21 protein-coding genes and 1 tRNA gene are annotated in these 25,175 nt (G+C 45.9%); 7 read left to right on the forward strand and 15 right to left on the reverse strand.

From position 1 onward, the window contains the following. Positions 1–30 precede the first annotated feature (30 nt). The 6 genes from HPS56_RS09420 (at position 31) to HPS56_RS09445 (ending at position 7,685) form a co-directional block, all read left to right on the forward strand. Positions 31–2,211 carry a helix-turn-helix domain-containing protein gene (locus tag HPS56_RS09420; RefSeq protein WP_172275892.1) on the forward strand — a complete coding sequence of 727 codons (2,181 nt, stop codon included), beginning with the start codon at positions 31–33 and terminating at the stop codon, positions 2,209–2,211. A gap of 517 nt (positions 2,212–2,728) precedes the next feature. Beyond that, positions 2,729–3,556: a hypothetical protein gene (locus HPS56_RS09425; RefSeq protein ID WP_172275893.1), complete on the forward strand. Its 828-nt coding sequence runs from the start codon at positions 2,729–2,731 to the stop codon at positions 3,554–3,556. After that, the gene (locus HPS56_RS09430) at positions 3,543–4,097 is read left to right on the forward strand and encodes an RNA polymerase sigma factor (RefSeq protein WP_172275894.1); all 555 of its coding nucleotides are present in this window, start codon (positions 3,543–3,545) and stop codon (positions 4,095–4,097) included. Before HPS56_RS09425 ends, HPS56_RS09430 begins: the two co-directional genes overlap by 14 nt. Before the next feature lie 7 nt (positions 4,098–4,104). Next, a complete protein-coding gene (locus HPS56_RS09435) occupies positions 4,105–4,527 on the forward strand; it encodes a hypothetical protein (RefSeq protein WP_172275895.1) in 423 nt (140 codons plus the stop codon). Positions 4,528–4,677: 150 nt separating this feature from the next. Beyond that, positions 4,678–6,741, forward strand: a complete 2,064-nt coding sequence (locus HPS56_RS09440; protein WP_172275896.1) for a hypothetical protein — start codon at positions 4,678–4,680, stop codon at positions 6,739–6,741. Between the two features lie 59 nt (positions 6,742–6,800). Then, positions 6,801–7,685 carry a helix-turn-helix domain-containing protein gene (locus tag HPS56_RS09445; RefSeq protein WP_349665788.1) on the forward strand — a complete coding sequence of 295 codons (885 nt, stop codon included), beginning with the start codon at positions 6,801–6,803 and terminating at the stop codon, positions 7,683–7,685. Positions 7,686–7,720: 35 nt separating this feature from the next. On the opposite strand, the gene HPS56_RS09450 is transcribed toward HPS56_RS09445, so the two are convergent. The 5 genes from HPS56_RS09450 to HPS56_RS09470 form a co-directional block, all read right to left on the reverse strand. Next, positions 7,721–8,311, reverse strand: a complete 591-nt coding sequence (locus HPS56_RS09450) for a DUF3109 family protein (RefSeq protein ID WP_172275897.1) — start codon at positions 8,309–8,311, stop codon at positions 7,721–7,723. A gap of 112 nt (positions 8,312–8,423) precedes the next feature. Beyond that, positions 8,424–9,089, reverse strand: coding sequence for a uracil-DNA glycosylase (gene ung, locus HPS56_RS09455; protein WP_172275898.1), 666 nt, complete (start codon positions 9,087–9,089; stop codon positions 8,424–8,426). A 123-nt stretch (positions 9,090–9,212) separates the two neighbouring features. After that, the gene (gene gyrB / locus HPS56_RS09460; protein WP_172275899.1) at positions 9,213–11,186 is read right to left on the reverse strand and encodes a DNA topoisomerase (ATP-hydrolyzing) subunit B; all 1,974 of its coding nucleotides are present in this window, start codon (positions 11,184–11,186) and stop codon (positions 9,213–9,215) included. Positions 11,187–11,330: 144 nt separating this feature from the next. Next, on the reverse strand, positions 11,331–11,585 hold the full coding sequence (rpsT, locus tag HPS56_RS09465; protein ID WP_172275900.1) for a 30S ribosomal protein S20: 255 nt from the start codon (positions 11,583–11,585) through the stop codon (positions 11,331–11,333). Between the two features lie 164 nt (positions 11,586–11,749). Continuing rightward, a tRNA-Glu gene (locus HPS56_RS09470) sits at positions 11,750–11,821 on the reverse strand. Between the two features lie 267 nt (positions 11,822–12,088). Between HPS56_RS09470 and recO the strand changes: the two genes are divergently transcribed. Then, on the forward strand, positions 12,089–12,814 hold the full coding sequence (recO, locus tag HPS56_RS09475; RefSeq protein ID WP_172275901.1) for a DNA repair protein RecO: 726 nt from the start codon (positions 12,089–12,091) through the stop codon (positions 12,812–12,814). An 87-nt stretch (positions 12,815–12,901) separates the two neighbouring features. Here recO and HPS56_RS09480 read toward each other — a convergent pair whose 3' ends face one another. The 10 genes from HPS56_RS09480 to HPS56_RS09525 form a co-directional block, all read right to left on the reverse strand. Next, positions 12,902–13,351, reverse strand: coding sequence for a GatB/YqeY domain-containing protein (locus tag HPS56_RS09480; protein ID WP_172275902.1), 450 nt, complete (start codon positions 13,349–13,351; stop codon positions 12,902–12,904). Positions 13,352–13,374: 23 nt separating this feature from the next. After that, entirely contained in the window at positions 13,375–14,709 is a 1,335-nt protein-coding gene (ftsZ, locus tag HPS56_RS09485) for a cell division protein FtsZ (protein ID WP_172275903.1), read from the reverse strand. A gap of 22 nt (positions 14,710–14,731) precedes the next feature. Next, complete coding sequence (gene ftsA, locus HPS56_RS09490) at positions 14,732–16,183, reverse strand: cell division protein FtsA (protein WP_172275904.1); 1,452 nt, start codon at positions 16,181–16,183, stop codon at positions 14,732–14,734. A gap of 9 nt (positions 16,184–16,192) precedes the next feature. Continuing rightward, positions 16,193–16,945: a cell division protein FtsQ/DivIB gene (locus HPS56_RS09495; protein ID WP_253952439.1), complete on the reverse strand. Its 753-nt coding sequence runs from the start codon at positions 16,943–16,945 to the stop codon at positions 16,193–16,195. Positions 16,946–16,999: 54 nt separating this feature from the next. Beyond that, entirely contained in the window at positions 17,000–18,397 is a 1,398-nt protein-coding gene (murC, locus tag HPS56_RS09500) for a UDP-N-acetylmuramate--L-alanine ligase (RefSeq protein ID WP_172275905.1), read from the reverse strand. 15 nt (positions 18,398–18,412) lie between these two features. Beyond that, positions 18,413–19,528, reverse strand: a complete 1,116-nt coding sequence (murG, locus tag HPS56_RS09505) for an undecaprenyldiphospho-muramoylpentapeptide beta-N-acetylglucosaminyltransferase (RefSeq protein WP_172275906.1) — start codon at positions 19,526–19,528, stop codon at positions 18,413–18,415. 108 nt (positions 19,529–19,636) lie between these two features. After that, a complete protein-coding gene (locus HPS56_RS09510; RefSeq protein WP_172275907.1) occupies positions 19,637–20,908 on the reverse strand; it encodes an FtsW/RodA/SpoVE family cell cycle protein in 1,272 nt (423 codons plus the stop codon). 69 nt (positions 20,909–20,977) lie between these two features. Then, positions 20,978–22,312 (reverse strand): UDP-N-acetylmuramoyl-L-alanine--D-glutamate ligase, encoded by a 1,335-nt coding sequence (gene murD, locus HPS56_RS09515; protein ID WP_172275908.1) that lies wholly within the window; start codon positions 22,310–22,312, stop codon positions 20,978–20,980. Between the two features lie 31 nt (positions 22,313–22,343). Beyond that, positions 22,344–23,615, reverse strand: a complete 1,272-nt coding sequence (locus HPS56_RS09520; RefSeq protein ID WP_172275909.1) for a phospho-N-acetylmuramoyl-pentapeptide-transferase — start codon at positions 23,613–23,615, stop codon at positions 22,344–22,346. A gap of 79 nt (positions 23,616–23,694) precedes the next feature. Continuing rightward, on the reverse strand, positions 23,695–25,146 hold the full coding sequence (locus tag HPS56_RS09525) for a UDP-N-acetylmuramoyl-L-alanyl-D-glutamate--2,6-diaminopimelate ligase (RefSeq protein WP_172275910.1): 1,452 nt from the start codon (positions 25,144–25,146) through the stop codon (positions 23,695–23,697). Positions 25,147–25,175: the final 29 nt, after the last annotated feature.

Raw genomic sequence — 25,175 nt, forward strand, 5'->3', positions numbered from 1 at the left:
GAACCGGTATATTTGCTTTAGTGATGGAATTTGCTTAATTTTGCACTTATTGTAACAGTTAATCTACATTTCACGGTGAGAAAGGTCGTCAGTCTTATATATATTGTTTTCTGTATCTCCACACTTCCTGTTTTCGCACAGGAGCCGTTTCTTTTGCTTAATATCCATGACGGGCTTGCCGAAAGCCGTGTGCGGTGTATGGCCGAGCTGCCTGACGGGCGCATGGCCGTGGCCACTACTGCCACGGTGGATATTTTCGACGGCACCGCATTCCGTTCGTTTGCTGTCAGTCCGCAAAAGGCATACGCCCTTGACGACTATCATGCCTACAGGCGTATGGCCGTTGACGATGCGGGCCGCCTGTGGCTCCACAATAAGGGTTCTCTGCATGTCATAATGCCTGATGGCGGAGGTGCGGTGAATGTCGACAGTGTGTTTGCCGCCATGGGTTGGCATGGCGGAAGGATAACCGCTTTTTTTATAGACAACGGTCATGGTGTGCGTGCCGGGGCCACGCGGTATTGGGCCGCGACGGCTGACGGAGCCCTTTATTTCCGTGAAGGCGGACAATTCCGCCGTGTGGCCAATCTGAAGGCATTGAAGTGCGGTGTTCCGGAAAAGATCATTTCCGTGTCGAACCGTATATTCCTTTGTTTCTCAACCGGCCGTGTGTGTGAGTTGAACAGAGACGGGGATGGGGCTCGTATGGTGTTCAGTGGTATGGCTGTGGCCGATAGTCTTTCGTCACAGCTGCGTCACGGCATCAGCGCGAGAATAATAAACGGAAGCCTTTGGCTTGCCTTGAACCACAAGGATGAGCATCATGCTTTTCTGACGCGTCTCGACCTGGCGAACCACGAATGGCTGCCTGTGATAGGATTGAGGACACGTACCTCGCACATGGAAATGGCGGCCGACAGTATGGTATATATAGTTGGAAACAGAGGAATATACATAATAACTCCCGATGGCCGCAAGAAGGATAAGATACGCGGGCTGCCTGTAGAAGACGGCAACAGGACGTTTTCCGTGAGTGACGACATGAGCAGTATTGTGTTTGACCGTTACGGAGGGATATGGGTAGGCGCAACGGAAAGCGGTCTGCTCTACCGCAACCACAGGCGCGGCATGCTGATACATACGGATTCAGTGGCATATCCCCACCGTTCAAAAGAAAAGTATTGTTCGCAGCGTGCCAAGGAGTATGCCGAAAGAATAGCCCCCGGACTTACCAACTGCACTGCTGAGACTCCTGACGGCCTCCTGTATATAGGCACCCGCACGGGGCTGGTCGTTGTCGATGCCTTGGGCAATGTGGCGGCACGTATGGGTGAGTGCGACGGTTTCAAGCCTGCCAATATACAGTCATTGCTTGTCGTAAACGATGATGTGTGGGTTGCCACTCCTATGTGCATAAGTTGTGTGACACCTGTAGGGGCAGGAGGTTTTGAACTCAGGCACTACGGGCGTCTTGACGGCCTGTGTCTTGGAGGTCGTGAGCTTCTGGCAGGAAAAATGTTCCGCGAAGATTCTACAGGCATTGTGCGTGCGGGTTTTGGCGGCGGCATGTGCTCGTTCTGTCCAGACAGTCTGAAGAAGTCTTTGCGTTATGTATACCGTCATGAAAAGGATGATACTGTCCGCCGCGAATCTTATGCGGCATTCTTTTTTGCGGGCATGGCAATCCTGCTCGTTGCCGTCTTGCTGTTTGTCTGTGCGCGTTATAGAAAGGGCCGGAGGGCGGCTTCTCACGATGATTTTCCGGAAAGAACCGGTGCCTCTGATGTTGAGGCCGTGACAGGAAAGCCATTTACTGTGCCTACGGAAGGGAAAGTTCGGGAGATACTGGATACCGGCAACGGTTACGATGACGTCAATGCCGATGAACTGTTTCTCGTCAGGCTCCGTGAAACGGTGGAGGCTCATCTTTCCGACGAGTGTTTTTCCGTGCAGAGCCTTGCCTCCGAGATGGCAATGGACCGTACAGGTTTGTTCAGGCGTGTTCAGGCGCTTACCGGACAGTCGCCATCAGCATATATACGCACAATCCGCATGAATGTGGCCGCACGGCTGTTGGGAGAAAGCAATATGTCCGTTGCAGACATTGCATCCCGCACAGGATTCTCTTCCGCAAAATATTTCTCACGCATTTTCAAGGATACATATGGAATGCTGCCGAAAGACTACAGGCGGGATAAGACAGGAAAATAATCTACGTACATGCTGATATAATAGGTGTTATTTTCGGAAAACCGATACCTGTAAACCGTAAGGATATTTTTCGTTTTTGATAAAAATACTACAACTCTAAAAAGGATGGCAAATGTTAAAAGTGTACATAGGCTACATACACTGTGTATTCAGCCTACGTACACTGTGTATGTAGGCTACATACACTTTATGAATGGCAAACACGCTTTTTAAGCCAATGCCGAAATCTTTATTCTTTTTAATTACTAAAATGAATTCTTCAATAGGGGCATGGATGAAGCCCCTCCTAACCTCCCCAAAGGGGAGGGAAAAGGGATAGAATGTGGAAGCATCGGATGTGTATGCCGAACACCTCAACATGTTTGGACATCGCTTTGCGATATAAGAATTCCCTTCCGGATGCTGATACTTTTTATTGATTTTCATTGCAGGTATAAAAAATCTCCGTATATTTGCAACATATCAGGTCTGCCTGTCGTCTTAAGAGCAGAAAATAAACCAAGAAACAGTTATAGGTATGAAAACAAAAAGAATCGCAGGTAGTATGATAATGGCCTTTGCCGGCCTTACATTGTGTGTGTCGACAATTATGGCGCAGAAGAATTCGCGGCGCATTGCCAGGAATGTTCCAGATACGGTTGTAATCACTAAGACAGACACCGTATTTGTCACCGCTCCCGCGGCCAATCAGCTGCCTGAGGGGAAAAATGCGGACATAGCCTACATCACCAACTCCTATCAGCTGGAGGCCTACAAGCAGAAACTTGCATTTGAGAAAGAGGAAGCCCGGCAGAAAGCCGCAGAACGTATGGCCCAGAGAGACATGGACAGAGAGTATGACAGGCAAAGAAATGCATTCAATATGATTTCGAAATATTCCTCGCTGGTGGCAATATGGCTCGTTCCGCTTGCTGTGATATTCCTGTATGTATATCATCAGCGCCGCCGTCGCGAGCAGGTAGAAATGGTTTTCGATATGCTGCGTTCAGGCATTGAGGTCTCTCCGGAGATACTTGCCGCCCTTGGCATAGGTAGCGGTACTGTATGGCAGCAGATGGCGAACGGCATGAATGCCATGATGAACGGTGCCGGCATTACGGATATCAGCACAGCCTCATATTGCCTGAAGCGTGTTGTTTGGGGCATACTGATTATTGTAGTGTCTTTTTTTCTGGCCTGCATCTTTAATAACGGAGCGGTGTTTTACATCGGAGCTGTAATTGCGTCTGTTATGTTTGCCCAGGCTTTCATACGTCACCGCCTGCAGCGTACATTCATTCAGGGACAGCGTAAGAACAGTGCCGTTAAAGACATGACAGGAGGAAATCCGGATGCAGATGTTTGACACCCTTGAAGAACAGGCGTGGATAGCACGTTGGCGTCTTTGGGGTGATGAGCGGGCATTTGCCAGGCTGGTGGACAGATATAAGGACGGTGTGCTGCGGTTCTTTCTCATGCAGACCGGGGGACGGCAGGATGTCAGTGACGACCTTGCACAGCAGACTTTCATCCGCGTATGGCAGCGGATGTCGTCCCTTAACGAGGCGCGGTGTTTCCGGACGTGGCTTTTCCGTATTGCCTACAATATATGGATAGACCATTGCCGCACGTCGCGTTTCAGGAAGTCGCCGCTGTCGGCCGTGGCGTATGACGTTTCACCGGAGACTGCCGACAGTCATCTTGAACAGACCGAGCGGCAAGCTTTGCTGGCAGCCGCCCTTGGCAGCCTTAATGAGGCGGAGCGCGCCACGGTGGTGCTGTTCTATCTGAATGACATGAGCGTGCGTGAGATAGCGTCTGTCACCCGTATCTGCGAAAGCACTGTTCGCAGCCACCTGCACCGCGGCAGACAGAAACTGAAAAAAGTACTGACCCGAAATGATTGAGTTGATTATGAAAAGAAAAAATAAGGATAAAGAGCAGCTAAGCTTTCTTTTCCGGCAAACCTGTCCGGAACCGAAGCATGCAGATGATTTCACCGGCCGTGTGATGAGGCATATAGCCAAGGAACGCAGGCGGCAGGAGGAGGCCGTGGAGTATTGGCGGATGGTGTCGGGGCATTCCTATGGCACGTCATGGCGCGGCAGGCTGATAGATGCCTTGTTGTCACCGGTTCTTATTATTGTCGTGGCAGTGGCGGTATGTGTCTCGGTCATGGCGTTATACAGTAAGGAGGTGACAGCGGCATTGGCATCCCTGTTCATGCATATAGAAGGCATTGTGGGGCCTGTGCCGTATATATTGCCTGCTGTCTTGTGTCTGTCCATGACGCTGTTGTTGTGCCTTGCCATTGCCATGATACATAATGAGGAATGAAAAAATATATAAAACTTCAACCGGATATAATATGGTTGAAGTTTTTTCTTTAAATTTATTCTAAAGAAAAATGATTTCTTTATTATGCCGGTGTAAAAACTCATGCTTTTTATATACCTTTGTATCATAAATATTAATGTGTTTAAGCCGATGAAGAAAAGTGTTCTCCTCCCGTTGCTTGCCATTGTCGCATTGGCAGGGCATGCAAAGGTATGGAAAAGAATAAAGTATCCTGTGGCGATGGCGTGTGTGAATGTCTATTACGGTGAGTTGCAGGCCAGTGAGGTCATTCTTAGTGACACGGCCACAACCGTACGTTTCACCATGAAGTATGAAAAGAAAAAAAACTTCCGCTTTGCAAAAGGCAGTTACTTGACGGACGAAGACGGCCGGCGTTATGCGCTGCGTTCTGCTGAGGGCATTGCCCTTGGCAAGTGGGTGCGCTCACCGGAAAGCGGAATCACTGGTTTCACCATGCACTTCGAGCCTATGCCAAAGCATACGAAGGTGTTTGATTTCATTGAAGGCGACGGCAGCGGAGCATTTATGCTTTTGGGAATTCACGATAACAAATACAAGATAAAGGCTCCGTCGATGAAACAGCTGTCGGATGCCAATCCGTACGAGATTCCGCAAGACTGGTTCAAGACAGACACAGTGACAGTCAGAGGACGTATAGAGGGATATGATGAGAAACGGTTCGGATTCTCAAGCATGGAGTACTTTACGGATGATGTATTCAGGAAAGACAACGGTACGGTGGTGATGGACATAGAGCCGGATGGAAAGTTTGAGAAGAAGTTTTGCGTAAGCTATCCGGTTTACAGTTCGTTCATAACAAGAAGCTCAAAGGTGGGACTTGAAGAGATACCTTTCTTTGCCCGTCCCGGAGAGACTGTTGACATAACCGTTTCCCGTAACGGAGACGGACGTTATGAATGCCGGTACAACAGCGGAAGCAGCAAGGATGCGGAACGCCTGTTGCGTTCAGGGCTTAATACGATAGACCTTTGCTATCCGTTGATAAAGAGAGATCCGGAAAGAAAAATCAGCGATGCCATGGCATTGGCCGAAGATATATGGCGGAATCTTCTCTATCACGTGAAGGCAAAGGGCAGGATTCACCGTTTCACTCCTATGGAGATGCAGCTGGCGCTGGCCGGTATGCAGCTGAATTTCGCATATTCATGGATGGACTATATCATGTATCATGAGGATGACGTGGCGAAGTGGAAGAAAGTTGACGGCAAATATACGAAGGAAATAACAGACAGCGCGGAATGGCTTGCACTTGGAGATGCCGCAACATATACACCGTTGAAACGCATAGAATTGGATAATCCGCTGCTGCTTACAAATTCTTATTATGATACTTTCGTAAACCGTATCCAGTATTCCGACTTTGTGAGGATAAGACCGTTTGGCGGAGAGACAGGCTATGTGGTGAATGCGGTCAACTGCATGGAAAAACCCGGACACATCATGGATGCCATACGTGAAATGACGGCAACGGAGCATAACAGCCTGTTGGCGCAAATATGTATCTACAATGATATGCTTGACAATTTCAACTTATGGAGAAATATGGAGCAACGTATACCGGTCATTATGGCCGATACGACCAAGACAGATGCGGAACGTAAGGAGCTCGTTGCCGGACTTGCATTGCCTGGCAATGTCTTTCCAGCCTATCTTAATATGTTTTCTAATCCGTATGTCAGGGAGAAGGCGGAGAAATTCTATGCCGGAAAGATGGCCCAGACGGAACTTACGGCACCCCTGCCGGAAGGCAGTGCCTCTGCTGACTTTGTCCGTTCCATAGCAGCACGCTATCCTGGACGCTTCCTGTTCATCGACTTTTGGGGAATGGGATGCGGTCCCTGCCGTTCGGCCATTCAGAGCAGCAGGGAGATGCGCAGGAAAATAGCCTCACGCGATGACGTGAAGCTCGTGTTCATTGCCGATGAGCGCGATGCGAACGGCAGCGATGCCTATAGGAAATATATTTCGGAATGGCTTGACGGCGAAGAGGCAATATGCGTAAGCAATACGGATTTTGCCAGGCTGAGAGAGCTTTTCCAGTTCAACGGCATACCGCACTATGAGACTATATCCCCGGACTGCAGGCGCGTGCGTGACGATATGCGTATAAGCGGTTTCTATCACTTTGAGCAGGAACTGGACGGATTGATAAAGAGGCTGGATAGAAGATAAGTGTTTTTGAGCGTTCAAAAGAGTTTGGGTCCTTACTATAAATGCTGATTAGGAAAACCATGATGTTAAAGAAACAGATTTTAAATACCGATTTCAGAAAAGCTCAGGACGTGCTTGCCAATGCCGATTTCATAGAGGATGATATAATCCTTTTTGATAAGATGGATGCGACGATTGCCGCACGTGAACCGCGGAGGATGACCTTTATCCTTGTGGCTCTGTGTATGAAAGGGCATGCGGAATTTGCAGTAGACACACAGATGCGTGAAGTCGGGGAGAACGATGTGATTGTTATTTCCGAGCGTCATGTGGTGGATAACTTCAAGGCATCGGAGGATTTGGAATGTCTGTGTATGATAATATCCACGCGCTTTTTCTATGACATAGTGAAGAATGTGAGCGACATGTCCACGTTGTTTCTGTTTTCGAGGAATCATCCGGTGACGGAACTGTCTGTATCGGAGGTAGACCTGTTCAGAAAATACTTCTTCCTGCTTAAGGAGAAAACGGCTGAGCGGGAGAACCGTTTCAGACGCGATGTGGTGAAGACCCTTGTGCTTGCAATGTTCTATGATTTGAGCAATATAATATACCGCATAAATGTCTGCTCGGAGAGAAAGCAAAGTCGGGCCGATGTAATATTCACCGATTTCATACGTCTTGTGGAGGGTAATTTCAAGGAACAGCGCAGAGTGGGATGGTATGCAGGGCAGATGAGCATAACCCCGAAATATCTGTCGGAGGCGGTAAAGCAGATAAGCAGGCGCACGCCTAACGAATGGATAGACAGCTATGTCACTCTGGAACTGCGGGTACAGCTCAAGAACTCGGCAAAGAGCATAAAGGAGATAGCGATGGATATGCACTTTCCCAACCAGTCGTTTCTCGGAAAGTATTTCAAGGAACATGTCGGGATGTCGCCTTCAGAATACAGGCAGTCATGACAGTGTTCTGAAGGCGACATCCCGACATGATGATATCAGTCTTTTATATAGCCCTGTGCCTTCAGTTCGGCGGCTATGGTCTCAAGTTCTTCATACCATTCGTTGCCGAAGCGTCTTATGAGAGGCGTTCTGAGGAACTTATATAGTGGTGTGGATGTTTCCCTTCCTTTTTTTACCGCATCCCTGCATACGTCCCAACGATGATAGTTGAGACCGATGCGTCCGTCGGAGAACCGTATCTCGCGTATGGGATACAGCGCGCAACTGACGGGCTTGCAGAAGCCGGACCGGCCTTCGCGGAAGGCCTTTTCCAATGTACATAGGCAGAATTCTCCGTCGTGGCATGTGAACACGCAGTCCTTGCCGCCTACAATGCTTGTGACAAGCTCACCGTCGCGGTCAGCGTATGCCACGCCCTGACGGTCGAGAACGGTCTGTGCCTGGGCCGACAGGTCGGACCATACGGTGTCCAACATGTTTTCTATCTCGCTTATTTCATCCATGGTTACAGGTGCTCCGGCATCTCCTTCCACACAGCAGATGCCTTTGCATGCGTCGAGGTCGCAGCAGAATTTTTCTGTGAATATGTCAGATGAGACAAGTACGTCTCCTATTTCGATTATCATGTGAGTCTTTTATTGTTTTTAAGGGAAACCGGCAATGGCTGTCGAGTCTTGTGTATGGCGTGCATGTGCCTGAATCATAATCCAGACAGAGGCATTGGTGCGTATATGTATACTACCAGTTTATGGGTGTTGCCCCGTGTTCGGCAAGATAGGCGTTCGCACGTGAGAAATGATGGTTGCCGAACCATCCGCCGCGGTTGGCCGACAGCGGTGACGGGTGTACGGACTGGAGGATAAGGTGCCTTGAACTGTCGATAAGTTGTGCCTTCGACCGTGCATAGCCTCCCCATAGAATGAATACCAGGTTGTTTCTTTGTGCGTTCAGTGTGCTTATTACCGCATCTGTAAACTGTTCCCATCCCTTGCGTTGGTGTGATGCGGCCTGACGTGCACGTACGGTGAGGGTGGCATTGAGCAACAGGACGCCTTGCTCAGCCCATCGTGTGAGATTGCCGCTTTGCGGCATCGGAGAGCCTAAGTCGGCCTCTATTTCCTTGAAGATGTTGATAAGTGACGGTGGAAACTGTACTCCGTCACATACAGAGAAACTCAATCCGTGGGCCTGTCCCGGTTCGTGATACGGGTCTTGTCCGATGATGACTACCTTCACTTTGTCGAAAGGACAAAGGTTGAAGGCATTGAAAATGAGGTTGCCGGGAGGATAGCAAGTGTATCGGCTGTATTCGGAACGCACGAAACTTGTGAGGTCGGCGAAGTACTGCTTGTTGAACTCATCGTGTAAAAGCTCTTTCCATGACTGTTCTATTTTTACATCCATCTTTTTTATGCCGTTTTTTATGATGTTATGGAAAACAAACCCCTGTATGTCGCGGTCTGTAAGGAAAACAGGCGGACCATAAATGCTTTTATATGGTACCGCCTGTGATATTTATTATTGTAATTATGCGTCGATGTTCGCGTATGTGGCGTTCTTCTCGATAAAGTCGCGTCTTGGCTCCACATCATCGCCCATGAGCATTGAGAAAATCTCATCGGCTGCGGCTGCATTCTCGATGGTGACCTGTTTCAGAAGACGCGTTTCCGGGTTCATGGTTGTCTCCCAAAGCTGTTCGGGATTCATCTCACCAAGACCTTTATAACGCTGTGTGTGGATGTTTTTGTCGTCTTCGGCACCCTCACCCCATTTGTCGATAAAGGCCTGTCGCTGCTGCTCTGTATAGCAATACTCCTTGGCTTTGTTCTTGTAGGTGCAGAGATAGAGCGGGGGCGTGGCAATGTAAAGATGTCCTTCCTGGATTATTCTCGGCATGAAACGGTAGAAGAGGGTCATTATAAGTGTGTCGATATGTGAGCCGTCGACATCGGCGTCGGTCATGATTATAATCTTGTCGTAACGTAACTTGTCGATATTTGCTTCCTTGTCGCCTTCGCCTTCCACTCCGAAGCGTACTCCGATACTCTGTATTATATTCATTACGGACTCGCTTTCGAACACCTTGTGCCACATCACTTTCTCTACGTTGAGAATCTTTCCGCGCAAAGGAAGTATGGCCTGTGTATAGCGGTCGCGACCCTGTTTGGCAGAGCCTCCTGCCGAGTCTCCCTCGACAAGGAATATCTCACATTCTTTTGGATCTTTGTTCGAGCAGTCTGCAAGTTTGCCGGGAAGCCCTCCTCCGGTCATGGGGTTCTTGCGCTGCACGCTCTCACGCGCCTTGCGTGCCGCGATGCGTGCGGTGGCTGCAAGGATGACTTTGTCGCAAATCTGCTTTGCTTCCTTAGGATGTTCCTCAAGATAATAGGAAAGCGCTTCGCCCACAGCCTGCTGTACGGCTCCGGCAACTTCGCTGTTGCCAAGCTTGGTCTTCGTCTGTCCTTCAAATTGCGGTTCCGCCACTTTGATGGATATTACTGCGGTAAGTCCCTCGCGGAAGTCCTCTCCTGTAATTTCTATCTTTGCCTTTTCTATCTGTTTGGATATTGTGGGCTCGTTGTCAGCATATTTTTTCAGTGTGCGTGTAAGTGCCATCCTGAAACCTACAAGGTGGGTTCCTCCCTCGATTGTGTTGATGTTGTTTACGTAAGAGTGGATGTTCTCGCTGTAGTCGGTGTTGTACATTACTGCCACTTCGATAGGAATGCCTTGTTTTTCCGTCTTCAGATAGATAACGTCGTCAAACAAGTGTGTACGGTGACGGTCTATATATCTGACAAACTCCTTCAGTCCTTCGCGGGCGTGGAAAACTTCTTGTCTGGTGTTGCCTTCCTCATCGGGACGCATATCGGTGAGTGTAATCGTTATGCCTGCATTCAGGTATGCCAACTCACGCATGCGCTTTGCTATGATGTCGTATTTATATTCGGTTGTGGTGAATACCGTGGGATCCGGCCAAAACTGTTGGCGTGTACCCTGGAGCTGGGTCTCACCCGTAATCTTTACCGGATACAGAGGTTTGCCCTGTTCGTATTCCTGTTGATAAATCTTGCCGTCGCGGAAGACCTGTGACAGCATGTGCGTGGAAAGTGCATTTACACAACTGACACCCACACCATGAAGTCCACCGCTGACCTTATATGAGCCTTTGTCGAACTTTCCTCCGGCATGGAGTACGGTCATTACGACTTCGAGGGCTGACTTATGGAGTTTCTTGTGCTCGTCAACGGGTATGCCTCGCCCGTTGTCCTGAACAGTAATTGAATTATCTTCATTGATTGTAACTTCAATATGGGTGCAATAGCCGGCCATTGCCTCGTCTATGGAGTTGTCTACAGTCTCGTTTACCAAATGGTGTAAACCTTTTTCACTGATGTCTCCTATATACATTGCCGGACGCTTGCGTACGGCCTCAAGGCCTTCAAGTACCTGGATGTTACTTGCGGAATAATTACTTTCCTTGGTGATGTCTTCTGCCATGTTTATATAAAGTATTATTGAAGTGCAAAGATACTAAATATTTGCGATATTAAATAATAAAAGATGTGTAAAATAACAATAAAAACAGATGCCGTGAACATACGTTATGTTCACGGCATCTGTTTTTATTGTCGCTATTGGAAATTATCCGAGTTTGTTGATATGCTTTGCAAGGCTTGACTTCAAGTTCGCTGCCTTGTTCTTATGGATAATGTTTGTTTTTGTCAGTTTGTCAAGCATCTTCTGAACTGAAGGATACATCTTAACTGCTTCTTCTTTGTCTGTCAGTGCGCGCAATTTACGTACTGCGTTGCGCATTGTCTTTGCATAATACTTGTTGTGCAGAGCTCTTTTCTTGGTCTGACGAATCCTTTTGATGGATGATTTGTGGTTTGCCATTTTTTAATTAAATGTTTTTTGTTGTTATTAGTTGAGGTCTTATGCCTTTATGGCTGCCTTTTGAATTTTCGTATACTTATATATACGAAAATCTCCGACATCTATCCGCTTGGCTTCAGTTTGAGCCTCGCTGGCGCATCACTGCGCGGATGTCGGATTAAATGTAGTCCCTAGGAGAGTCGAACTCCTCTTTAGAGAATGAAAATCTCTCGTCCTAACCGATAGACGAAGGGACCGTCTTTGTCTTTTGCGCTGCAAAGGTACGCCTTTTATTTTTATCTGCAAAATATTTCATTAAAAAAATGATTGTTTACAGGCTTTTTTTATGAAACAGCGCTTTGTATTTGCTTTTACGGTATTAATTTGACGGTGTATTGAAGTTTTTGCATCATGGCTTATATCGTGAAAAGGATATGTTGTATTGAGAGTATATGTATTGAGGTTAAAAAAGCGAAAAGCTGCACAGGTAAGTTTCTTTTGCATTATATTTGCATGTTTTTTATATGAAGATTAAAACTCAGGCCATAATAATACGTACAGTGAAGTTTGGTGAATCCAAGCTTATTGTGGATGCTTTCACGGATGTCGAAGGCAGAATGTCGTTTATCATTCCTTTGCCAAAGTCGGCGAAGGCAAAGTTGAGAAGACAGTTCTTTCAGCCTCTGATGCTTTTGGAGCTTGACTGTGATATCCGTGAGCGTGCGCGGTTGCAGAAAATAACGGATGCGAGGATATGTTTCCCGTTCGTGTCACTGCCCTTGCAGCCTGTGAAGATGTCGTTGGCGATGTTTATATCTGAGTTCCTGTGTTATGCCTTACGTGGAGAGCAGGCGAACAATCCGTTGTTCGCGTATGTTTCTGATAGTATAAAATGGCTTGACAGTGCGGTTGACGGATATGCGAATTTCCATTTGGCGTTTCTCATGCGGCTGTCGCGATTCCTTGGCTTTTACCCTAATCTGGAAGATTATTGTGAAGGTTGCTGTTTTGATCTTCGTGCCGCGGGCTTCTGCCTGGTTGAGCCTTCACATCATGATTTCCTGTCTCCGTCAGAGGCAGGTAAGATTATTGTTATGATGAGAATGGATTTTGGAACGATGCATCTTTATAAAATGTCACGTGCGGAGCGAAACCGTATGGTGGATATAATCATATCCTATTATAGGATTCATATTCCTGATTTTCCTGAGCTTAAATCTTTGGATGTGTTAAGGGAACTGTTCGTGTGACAGGCAATAAAAATCCTGCAATACTTCATGTACAGGATTGTCTGCGGATGAAATATTGCAGGATATGTGCATAGGTATGCCGGCTGCTTATGCAAGCAGTCGCTTTACAATGTCGGAGATGGTCTTGCCGTCGGCTTTTCCGGCCAGTTGCTTGCTTGCAAGTCCCATAACTTTTCCCATGTCTTTCATGCTGTTCGCGCCTGTAAAGGCGATGATTTCTTTTACGGCAACTTCGATTTCTTCCGTGCTCATTTGTTTTGGAAGATATTCTTCAATAACCTTTACCTGTATAAGTTCCTGGTCTGCGAGGTCCTGACGGTTTTGGCTGATATAAAGATCGGCAGAGTCGTGTCCCTGTTTGGCCAGTTTCTGAAGTATTTTCATTGCTGCGGAGTCGTCAAGTGTATCGTTGGCTCCGGGAGCGGTTTTTGCTTCTATGAATACTTTTTTGATATTTCTCAGTGTTTCAAGTCTTTCCTTGTCCTTGGCTTTCATCGCCGCAATGATGTCTTTGCTTATTTGATCAAATAATGCCATGATATTGTTTTGTTTTATTTTTGTTAAGAGAAAAATTTGATTGTTCCCTGTTCCGGTTCTTTGGGAGTGTCGTTTATATCCTGCGCCACATCGTCACCGAAAGCTTGGTTATGTATCTTCTCCAAGTCCTCACGTGAGCGTTTGTATGTAGGATTTGACTCTACTGCGGATATGATGTTGTCGTTGTCGAGATCTTCCGGGCGGAACAGATATACGTTGGAGCGTTTTTTATATTTTTTATTGTTGTCTTTGTCGCGGTAATAACATTCGCGGCGGCTCTGACGTTCTGCGTTTTTCTCCTGTTCTTCGGCAAGCCTGTTTACCTCTTCTTGTGTGTGACGCTTAAGGTGGTTGTTCATTCCGTCTACGCGCTCTATCCCAAATCCTGTGGCAAGTATCGTCACCTTAACCTTTTTGCCCAGTTCAGGATCGGTTGCGAGTCCCCACTTGATTTCGAAATCGCCTTCGAATCTTGCCATGAAATCATTCACGTCATTCATCTCTTCCATCATAAGGCTGTCTTTTCCGTCATTCTGACCGCAGAAAGATATGCTGAGAAGAATCTTCTTTGAATTGAACACATCGTTGTCGTTGAGCAAGGGAGAGTTAAGCGCATCGTCGATAGCTTTTTTCACACGGCCTTCTCCTTCTCCGTACCCTGTGCTCATAATGGCCACGCCACCGTCTTTCAATACGGTTTTGACATCGTTGAAATCGAGGTTTATAAGGCCGTGAACAGTGATTATTTCCGCAATGCTCTTGGCTGCGACGCTAAGAGTGTCGTCGGCTTTTCCGAAAGCGTCGAGTACGGTGAGGTCAGGATATATCTCACGCAGGCGTTCATTGTTGATTACCAGAAGGGCATCGACGTGCTTTGACATTTCCTCGACACCGTCAAGAGCCTGGTCGATCTTCCTGTCGCCTTCGAATCGGAAAGGTATTGTAACTATACCTACCGTCAGTATTCCCATCTCTTTTGAAACTCGGGCTATGACCGGAGCGGCTCCGGTTCCGGTTCCTCCTCCCATTCCTGCGGTGATGAATGCCATTCTGGTGCCGTCGTTAAGCATGTTTTTTATATCCTCAAGACTTTCCTCTGCCGCTTGGCGTGCCTTGGCAGGTTTGTTTCCTGCCCCTAATCCTTCGCTTCCGAGTTGCAGGTGTACAGGCACCGGCGAATCGTTGAGCGCCTGGTTGTCGGTATTGCACAGCACGAAAGTAACGTCATGGATGCCTTCGCGGTACATGTGGTTTACTGCGTTTCCGCCTCCTCCGCCTACACCGATCACTTTTATAATGCTATTCTCTTTGTCCGGAGTTCCGAAGTCGACGATGTCCGGTATATTATTGTTTGCCATATCTTATCTTTTTATTATTGTTTTATTCCTCTTCAACGATTTTCTTTCCCATGTTCTTTATCCATCTCAGTCCTTTGTTTATGATGCTGTTTTCTTTGCGTTCCCTTTCTCTCTGGGCTTCGAGTTCAGCTTCTCTTTCACGGGCAATCCTTTCTTCCTCCTCGCGTTTCCTGCGGATTTCTTCCTCAGCCTGTCGTTTCTGTTCCTCTGTGGGGACTGAACCCGGACGCATTCCGGAAACAGAAGATATCGTACGCCCTGAATCTGCCGGATGTTGTGTGGAGAACAAGTCACGCTGTCCGTCGGCTTCGTCACTGGCGCAGTTTATCTCGCCTTTGGCGAGAAGTCCGAGAATAGTGTTCATCATACCGTTCTTTGCGTTTATGTCCTCATTGTTGGAATTTATGGTATGATTGACGAATTTGGCTATTCTTATCTTATCGATATGTGTATGGTTGATGAAAGCCTTGTCTATATTCTTCATGTTTGCCCCGCCACCGGTAAGGATAATACCTCCGAGCAGTTTGTCACAATAGGCCTGCGGTATCTGATGCCACGCGTTTTCTATAATCTCGTCCATGCGTCCTTCCACAATCTCAATGAACTTCCTGCTTTCAACCTGACGCTCTTCGTCTATTGACAGCATAAGGGTATTGTCGATATCGTCATTGTTCGTGTAGGCGCTGCCATACTTTATTTTCATTTTCTCCGCATCCTCTTCTTCCATCTGTAATGATGCGATGTCTTTTGTGATATTGCTGCTTCCCAACGGGATTACTGCAAGTTGCCGCAGTATGTTCTTGCTGTATACGGATACGGTAGTGGTATCGGCTCCTATGTCGATGAGAGCACATCCTGAACGTTTCTCCGTTTCGGTAAGGACACTGTCGGCAAGGGCAAGCGGGGCGAGATACATCTCGGCCACATTTATACCTGCTGTCTCGAAACATTTATTCAGATTCTTATAGAAAGTCTGGCGTTCAAGTATGTTCAGGAAATTGCCCTCCAAACGTGAGCATTGTATGCCGACAGGATCTAACTGCAACTGAGTGTCGACCCGATATTCCTGAGGCGCTACGTCAAGGATTTCCTGATTGGGATATTTCGTACTTCGATTGGAATCCATCAGTTCTATTACCATGTCTTGTGTGACTTTGGTGTCTACCGGTAATTCTTTGGTTATTGTATTCCTGATACTTCTTATTGACTGTCCGCCCACGCCTACATATACTTGTGCTATTTCTGTTTTAAGCTGGGCTGTAAGTTTGTTTATTATCGTAGTCAGACACTGTGCGGTTTTGTCGATATTGTAAACCACACCCTTTCTTATTATTGATGTTGCGGCATTGTCTTTGACCGACTCCTTTACTACAGCCAAGACGTTGATGCTTCCATCAGAATTCTTCTTTCCTGCTATTCCGGTTATTTTTGACGAACCGAGTTCTATCGCTACTATAAAATCCTTTCCTGCCATGTGCTTATTCTATTTATTTTTCTTACATATTATTTGGTTGTCAAACTCTACGCTGATGTATGAATACTTATTCCACCCGACCTTATTCAGTCCATATTTGTAGAATTTTTCCATCCGTGTGAGTTTTTTCTTTAAATCAGTGGGTTGGCCTATATATATGATATGGTTTCCGACCCTCGGTATTATTTCCATAGATCCGTCCGAAAGTATGTTGACCTGTTCTGTCTGGTTTTGCCAAAATTTATCGCTCACAAGATATTTGCCTACCTTTGTGAGTACTTTCTGAGCGTATGCCTTACTGATGTGTCCGGTGGCTACAATCATGTTTGCGGTGTATTTGTCGTTTGCCATTATGCCTCCGTGATTGTCAACATAATAGTTGTCTCCGTTATTGGCGATTACTCTCATTACCGGCATCCTCTGTGTGAGGTTTATGTGTATATGTCCGCTTGAAGTCTTATAGCATACGGCATGGTCTACAAATGGACTCTTTCTTAGAAAAGTTTCAATCTCACGGGTATTTATGGCTGTCATCTTCTTGCCGAGAGGATACATCTTGTTTTGTTTTAATATCTTCTTTATCTCTTCGGCATTGAGAAAACCGTCAACCAGTTCGTCTGTGATGTTTATTCTTACTTGTGAGCATACAGCTTTTTTGTCGTCAGGCTTATTGAAAGCCGTGACGGCAAAGACCAGATACACTGCAATTGCAATGTTTGTGATTGTGAGCAGTATTCTTTTCCAGTTAAATATCAGTCGCATTCCGCTATTATTGAACTTTATGGTTGTATGCTGTATGTCTGTCCGTTAATGTGCTTATGCCTCTTCCGGTGACAGACCGTATTTTTTTAGAAGTATGTCCTTGATCTGCGGAACATAGTTGTCTATATCTCCTGCTCCAAGAACTATGAGCACTTCGAAATCGTTTTCAGTGATGAAGTCCGGTATCTGTTCTTTGCTTATCATCCTTTTTTCCACTCCTTCTCTCAGGTTGTCGAAGATAAGTGCGGATGTTACTCCCGGTATCGGTTTTTCCCGTGCGGGATATATGTCACATAGAACAATCTCGTCCAGAATGCTCAGGCTATTTGCAAAATCCTTGTAGAAGTCTCTTGTACGTGTATATAGATGAGGTTGGAAGATAGCGGTTATCTTTTTGTCCTTATATAACTCACGCATACTTTTGGCGCTTTGATATATCTCTTTGGGATGATGTGCATAGTCGCTTAGTAAGACAATCCTGTCGTTCTTGATTTTGAAATCAAACCGGCGTTCTACACCTTTGTATGTTTTTATTCCGTTCTTAAGCTCATTCGCAGAGCATCCGCTTAGCTGTGCCATTGCCATTGCTGCAATACTGTTTTCAATATTGATTGGTATAGGCTGTCCAAGTTCGATGTCCCTGACATTTTCTATTGGAGAAATGAAATCAAATGTTATTCTCCCGTTATCGATGCGGATGTTTTCCGCATGGAAATCACCGTCATCCCGGCTGTATTCATATTGTCTTACACTGTCATTGATATCTTCCTTCATTTTCAGTCCCTTGTGAATGATGAGGGCACCTCCCGGTTGTATTAATGAAGTATATTTTTTGAAGCTTTCAAGATAGGCCTCTTCTGTTCCATAGATGTCAAGGTGGTCAGGGTCTGTTGATGTTATGACACTCATCCACGGGGACAGCTGGTGGAACGAACGGTCGAATTCGTCTGCCTCAATCACGACATAGTCGCTTTCGCTGAGAATATAGTTTGTGCCATAGTTCTTTGATATTCCTCCAAGAAAGGCATTGCAATCCTGTCTGCTTTGATGCATTATATGTGCGCATATTGTGGATGTTGTGGTCTTACCGTGTGTTCCTGCCACACATAGTCCTTTGTGTGAACGTGTGAGAGTTCCCAAAACCTGTGCACGTTTTTCTACCTCAAAGCCGTTATCGCGGAAATAAGACAACTCCCTGTGGTTGCCTGGAATCGCCGGTGTGTATACCACAAGACATGAGTCTTTCTCTTTGCATTCCTGTGGAATCTTGTCTATATCTTCTTCATAATGAATGAGCATTCCTTCACGTTCCAATTGTAGTGTAAGCTGTGAAGGTGTCTTGTCATATCCTGCAACGAGGAGCTTCTTGTTCATGAAATAACGTGCTATTGCACTCATGCCGATGCCTCCTGCACCGATAAAATATACGGCTTTTATATGTTCGAGTTCCATTATTTTAAGTTTCTGTTAGTGTTTACCTGCAAGTTTTATTACCTCATTTGCAATAATATTGGCAGAGTCAGGCATGCCTAACTTTAATATGTTCGCGCTCAGGCTTTTCAGTTTGGCACCGTCGTTGACGGTATTGACTGCCAGTTCCAGAAGTCTCTTTGGGGCATCAGAGTCTTTTACATATAAAGCTGCTTCTTTGTTGACAAGTGCCATTGCGTTTTTTGTCTGATGATCTTCCGCCACATTGGGAGAAGGAACAAGTATTACAGGCTTGCCGATGAGGCAAAACTCGGAAATGCTGCTTGCCCCGGCGCGGCTTACGACCAGGTCTGCCGCACGGTATGCCGCTCCCATGTCGCTGATAAAGTCTTTGACGACCATGTTCTGCAAGGGATTATGTTTATTCAGCTCATCCATGATAGCTGCATTGTAGTACTTGCCGGTCTGCCAGATGATTTGCACACCGGATGTTTCTACAATGTCAAGATGCTGTAAGATGCTTTCGTTAACGGTGCGTGCACCCAGACTGCCTCCGACAAACAGTATGGTCTTTTTATCAGGATTGAGCCCGAAGCTCTTCACGGCGTCTTCATGAGACAGTTGCGTGTCAAGAAGAGCCTGCCGCACCGGATTGCCTGTCTTTATGATTTTATCGGCAGGAAAAAAGCGTTCCATGCCATCGTATGCCACGCATATTTTTCTGACTTTCCCGGCCAGATGCTTGTTTGTCATTCCTGCGTATGAGTTCTGCTCCTGTATTATACAAGGTATTCCCATTGAGCTTGCCGCATCAAGAGTGGCACCGCTGGCATAGCCGCCTACACCTACAGCTACATCGGGACGGAACTCTTTGATGGTTTTCCTTACCATCCTTTTGCTTTTTATGAAGTCGAGAAGTATTCCGATGTTCTTCGGCGACCATAACGGTCTTATCAGGCCTTTTACCGGAAGGCCTATGATTTCATATCCAGAATCAGGAACGCGCTGCATTTCCATCCGTCCCAAAGCTCCGACAAATAGAATTTTTGCCTCAGGATACAGGGCTTTTATTGCATTTGCGATGGATATGGCCGGAAAGATATGTCCGCCGGTACCTCCGCCACTTATCATTATTCTTAATTCCTTATCCATTTCTTTATATTTTATACCGTAGGTCAAGCTGTTACGCAGTTTTGCAAAATTAATAATTTTATCTTGTTTCAACTAATTTTCATTCACTTTTTTAGGCGTGCTTTTCTTCTATGCTGCATATACGGCAGGATTGTCTGTCTCTGTTTCCGTTTTATTGGCGCGTTTTGCTGACCTGCTTATGCTTAGTATTGCCCCGATATATGCACAATTGATGATCGTTGACGTTCCTCCTTTGCTTATAAGGGGCAGGGGCTGTCCTGTTACCGGTGCCAATCCTACTGCCACAAGCATGTTGAATGTCGCCTGCACAACAAGCAGCAAAGCAAGTCCCATTGCGAGAAATGCCGGGAAGTTGTTTTCGCAACGGTTCGCTATCCGTGCTGTTCTAAAAAGCAGGATTACGTAGAGAAAGACGACAAATGTTGCTCCGAAAATACCCATCTCTTCAATGATTATGGCATAGATGAAGTCAGAAAAAGCCTGTGCGAGGAAATCCCGTTCGACGGAGTTTCCCGGGCCTTTGCCAATCACATTGCTTGATACGATGGCTATATTGGCATGTGCGACCTGTGCGTCCTTGTCGAGGTCATATTCTTTGGGAGGCACCTCCTCCTTGTTCATGTGTTTATAGATGCGTCCTTTCCAGGTGTCGGCACGGTGGAAAACTTTTTCCATGAACCCTTTGTCTTTCTTTGTCTGTGTTTCAATGGTCTCGGTCTTGGAAAGATTCCGGTTTGTATTGTCTTCCGTGTGTCCTAATAGCATGATGAAGCTTATCCCCAGGACGGCGATAATTGTCACGACTCCCATCAGTTTTCCTATTTGTCTCATAGGAACGCGTCCTATAATCATCATAAGAAAAACTACAAAGCTTAGTAATACGGCGGTTGACAGATTCTCAACCATGATAAGAAAAACTATAGGTAAAGATATCCACAATATGTATTTGAAGGCATTCCTGTCTGCCCCATTCTCGCCTTGCAGTGCACTTAGAATCTGTGCCTCAGCGAGTATGAGAGAACCTTTGGCTATTTCTGATGGTTGGAAAGTAAGGCTTCCGACTCCTATTACGCGCTGTGCACCGTTTATATCCTCCCCTGCAAACAGGACCCAAATCAGTGTGGCAAAGGATATTGCAAGAAGGAAAGGTGTCGTTAGCTTGAAATAGCGGCACGGGATGTTCAATATTAATACGGCGACAAAGACTCCGAAGATGATCATTCCGGAGTGCTTTATTATGGGCATGATGAAATTGTTGCTCTTGTACGTCAGTCCGCTTGATGCGCTGAAGACTTCAATTATACTGATTATGCAAAGGAAGAAGAACACCATCCATATTACTTTGTCCCCTTTGAATATATTGCCGAGTTTTTTCTCCATTTATGTCGTCACTGTTTTTATCCTCTGTTTTGTTTAATTTGGTGATAAGGACATCTGCTTTCCCTATTCTCAGGCCATGCTTTTCACGATGGTTTTAAACTGTTCGCCTCTGTCTTCCATATTCTTGAACAGATCAAAACTTGCGCAGCATGGACTCAGAAGTACCGTTTCTCCGGGCTTTGCCATTTCATGGCATGCCATTACACAGTCCTTCATGGAATGGGTGTCGCGTACAGGCAGTCCGAAACTGTCGAAGAAATCATGGAGTTTTGTATTGTCTGCTCCAAGATAAACCAGTCCGGAGCATTTTTCTTTTACAAGCTCCTTTATTTCATTATAGTCATTGCCTTTATCCTTGCCTCCTATTATAAGTATGGCTTTTGTCTTTACGCTTTCAAGTGCGTACCAGCATGCATCTACATTTGTTGCCTTGGAGTCGTTGATGTAAGTCACACCGTTTACTTCCGCCACATGCTCGAGACGGTGTTCTACACCGGGAAAGGTGCTGAGACCCCTTTTTATGTCTTCTTTTCCAATACCCGAAATGTTGGCTGCCATGCCGGCAGCAAGACTGTTGTATATATTGTGTTTGCCTGTCAGGCTGAGGGCATCTTGCCGCATTTCGAAAAGAGCTGGCTCTTTTATCGTATACATACCGTTGTCTGTGTATCCGATGCTGCCTGTTTCCTTCTGTTCTGTGAAAGGATACCTTTTTGCTTTTATGTCATATTTGTCAAGCTCTTTCCTTATTAATGGGTCTCCGCTCCAATATATAAACGCGTCCTCCGGTGTCTGGTTTTGTGTGATGCGCATTTTTGCATCCGCATAGTTTTGCATGCAGTTGTCATATCTGTCCAGGTGGTCGGGAGTGATGTTCAGCAATATTGCGATGTTTGCCCTGAAATCATACATATTGTCAAGTTGGAATGAACTCAATTCAATTATGTAATATTCGTGTGGATTCTTGGCAACTTGGAGGGCAAGGGAATTTCCGATGTTTCCTGCAAGTCCGACATCATATCCTGCATTCTTGAATATATGGTATATCAGTGATGTAGTGGTCGTTTTTCCGTTGCTGCCTGTAATGCATATCATCTTTGAGTCCGTATATCGTCCCGCAAACTCAATTTCACTGATTATACCTATTCCTTTGGCCGTTATTTTCTGTATTATCGGGGCCTCTTTAGGTATTCCGGGGCTTTTGATAATCTCATCTGCGTTGAGGATTTTGTCTTCTGTATGGTGTCCCTCTTCCCATTCTATGTTGTGGCTGTCAAGTATCTTCTTGTATTTGTCTGCAATTTCAGACATGTCAGACACAAATACGCTGAAACCTTCTTTCTGTGCAAGCACGGCTGCGCCTGCTCCGCTTTCGCCTGCTCCAAGGATTGCAATTCTTTTCATATTGTTATACAGTCTTGTTTTTATATAAAGGTCATCTCATTTTTAATGTTATTATGGTCAATGCCGCCAGAATAATTGTTACAATCCAGAATCTTACGGTTATCTTGGACTCGTGGAACGGGTATCTTGGTGTCTTTATCAGATATTTGCAGTCAGGATCAAGCTGGCAGTTCTGAGTCCTGAATGTATCGTGGATCGGAGTCCGTTTGAATATGCGTTGTTTGATACCGCGGCGTTTGCCTGCCTTGTAAAACCATACCTGCATGATCACACTGAGACTTTCAACAAAGAAAATGCCGCATAATATGGGCAGCATGAGTTCTTTATGTATGATAATGGCGCAAACGCCTATTATGCCTCCGATGGTCAGAGAGCCTGTGTCGCCCATAAATATTTGTGCAGGGTAGGCGTTGTACCACAGGAATCCTATCATTGCACCGACAAATGCAAAGATAAATACAACAAGTTCCTGGCTTCCGGGAATATACATTATGTTGAGGTATGAGGCAAACTCAATGTGGCTTGAAACGTATGCGAAAATACCTAATGCCACGCCTATTATTGCCGAATTTCCTGCACACATTCCGTCCATTCCGTCATTTAGGTTGGCTCCGTTTGATACTGCCGTGACAACAATGACGGTCATTATGACAAATAGTATCCATCCTGCCGCATCCTTGTATTTGCCGCAGAACGACATTATACTGCTATAGTCAAGATTGTGGCTTTTAACAAACGGTATTGTTGTCTTAAGGGATTTTACTTGCTCGCTGTTATGCTTTATTACCAGTTCCGATGACTGCTGTTTTTTCATCACGATATTTTCTCTGATCACAGCATCGGGACTGAGATATAGGACGATGCCCACAATAAGTCCGAGACCGACCTGTCCGATGATTTTAAATCTGCCAGGAAGTCCTTCCTTGTTGCGGCGGAATATCTTGATATAGTCATCGAGTCCTCCGATTAGTCCGAGCCAGAGTGTTGTGACGATCATCAGTATAAGATAGATGTTGCGCATCCTTCCAAGAAGAATGACAGGCACAAGTATTGCGACGATGATTATAACGCCTCCCATTGACGGTACTCCTATTTTTTTGACGCCAAACGGGTCAATGCTTTTATCGCGCTGTGTTTCTGTGATTTGCTTGCGTTTGAGGAATTTTATGAATTTCTCGCCGAACCATGCGGATATTACAAGCGACAGAATAAGGGCAAGTAGTGACCTGAAAGAAATATAAGCCCACATGTGAGAGCCCGGAATACCGAACTGGTCGAGCACACGGAACAGATAGTACAACATATTTCTAAATTTTAAATATACTTATAAATGATAATACGGTTCTCTTTTGTCGGATGATATGCCTTGCAGGCATAAGTTTCTATATGCCAAGGATATCTCTTACAATCTCTTTATCGTCAAAATGGTGCTTGACGCCTTTTATCTCCTGATAGTTCTCATGGCCTTTCCCCGCAATCAGAATCACATCGCCTTTTTGGGCAATCATGCAGGCCGTGCGTATTGCCTCTTTACGGTCGATGATGCTTGCCGTTTTTCTCATTTGCTGTGGGGTAAGTCCTGCAATCATGTCATTTATGATGTCCTGTGGCTCTTCGAATCTCGGATTGTCACTTGTTATTATTACTTTGTCGCTCTGTTTCACGGCCTCCTGTGCCATTAGCGGACGTTTACCTTTGTCGCGGTTGCCTCCGGCTCCGCATACTGTGATGACATTCCCTTTGCCGTCAAGAACCTCATGTATTGCATTCAGTACGTTTTCAAGCGCGTCGGGAGTATGGGCATAGTCCACAATAACGGTGAATCCTTCATTTGCGCGTAATGGCTCCAGACGTCCGCTTACACTTTTCAGTGTGCTTAACACCAAAAGCACGTCTTCAGGCTTCTTTCCAAGCATGACGGCTGTACCGTATACTGCCAGCAGATTGCTTACATTGAACTTGCCAATAAACTGGACTCCCACTTCCATGCCGTTTATCTCGATATACATGCCTTCGAAGTGGCATTCGATTATTTTTGCACGGAAGTCTGCCAGTGTACGTGTGGAATAGGTCTTTACAGTGGCCTTTGTGTTCTGTACCATCACGGCTCCGTTCTTGTCGTCGGCGTTTGTTATTACGAATGCCTCCTTTGGCATAGAGTCGAAAAACGCCTTTTTTGCATCGCGATAGTTTTCAAAGGTTTTATGGTAGTCTAAATGATCGCGTGTCAGATTGGTGAAAATTCCGCCGGCAAACTTTAATCCTCCAATGCGTTTCTGGGCTATTGCATGACTTGAACATTCCATGAAGACATATTCGCATCCTTCATCCGCCATGCATTTCAGAAGCCTGTTAAGCTCGATCGGGTCAGGTGTGGTGTGGTCTGCCGGAACAGGCTTGCCCTCGATATAGTTGCATACTGTTGAGAGCAGTCCGCATCTATGTCCGAATTTACGGAACATGTTATATAATAATGTGGCTATTGTTGTCTTGCCGTTTGTGCCTGTGACCCCGATCAGTTTGAGTTTTTCCGATGGGAATCCGTAGAATGCCGTTGCTGCTTTTCCTGCAGCGTCTTCTGTAGATTCAACTTTTATATAAGTGACACCGTTTGCCGTTTTTTCAGGAAGAGTTTCGCAAAGTACGGCGGAGGCACCGAGCTCTATTGCCTTTGATATATATTGGTGTCCGTCGGTTACAGTTCCTTTTATCGCTACAAACAAATGCCCTTTGCAGATTTTTCTGGAATCGATGTTGATTCCTGTTATTTCTATATCTGTATTGCCTTCTATGGCTAAGGCCTTGATATTTACAAGCAGTTCACACAGTTTCATAATGATATTTCAATTTTTTATGTTCTTAC

Source organism: Xylanibacter muris (assembly GCF_013166605.1).
Taxonomy (GTDB): Bacteria; Bacteroidota; Bacteroidia; order Bacteroidales; family Bacteroidaceae; genus Prevotella; species Prevotella muris.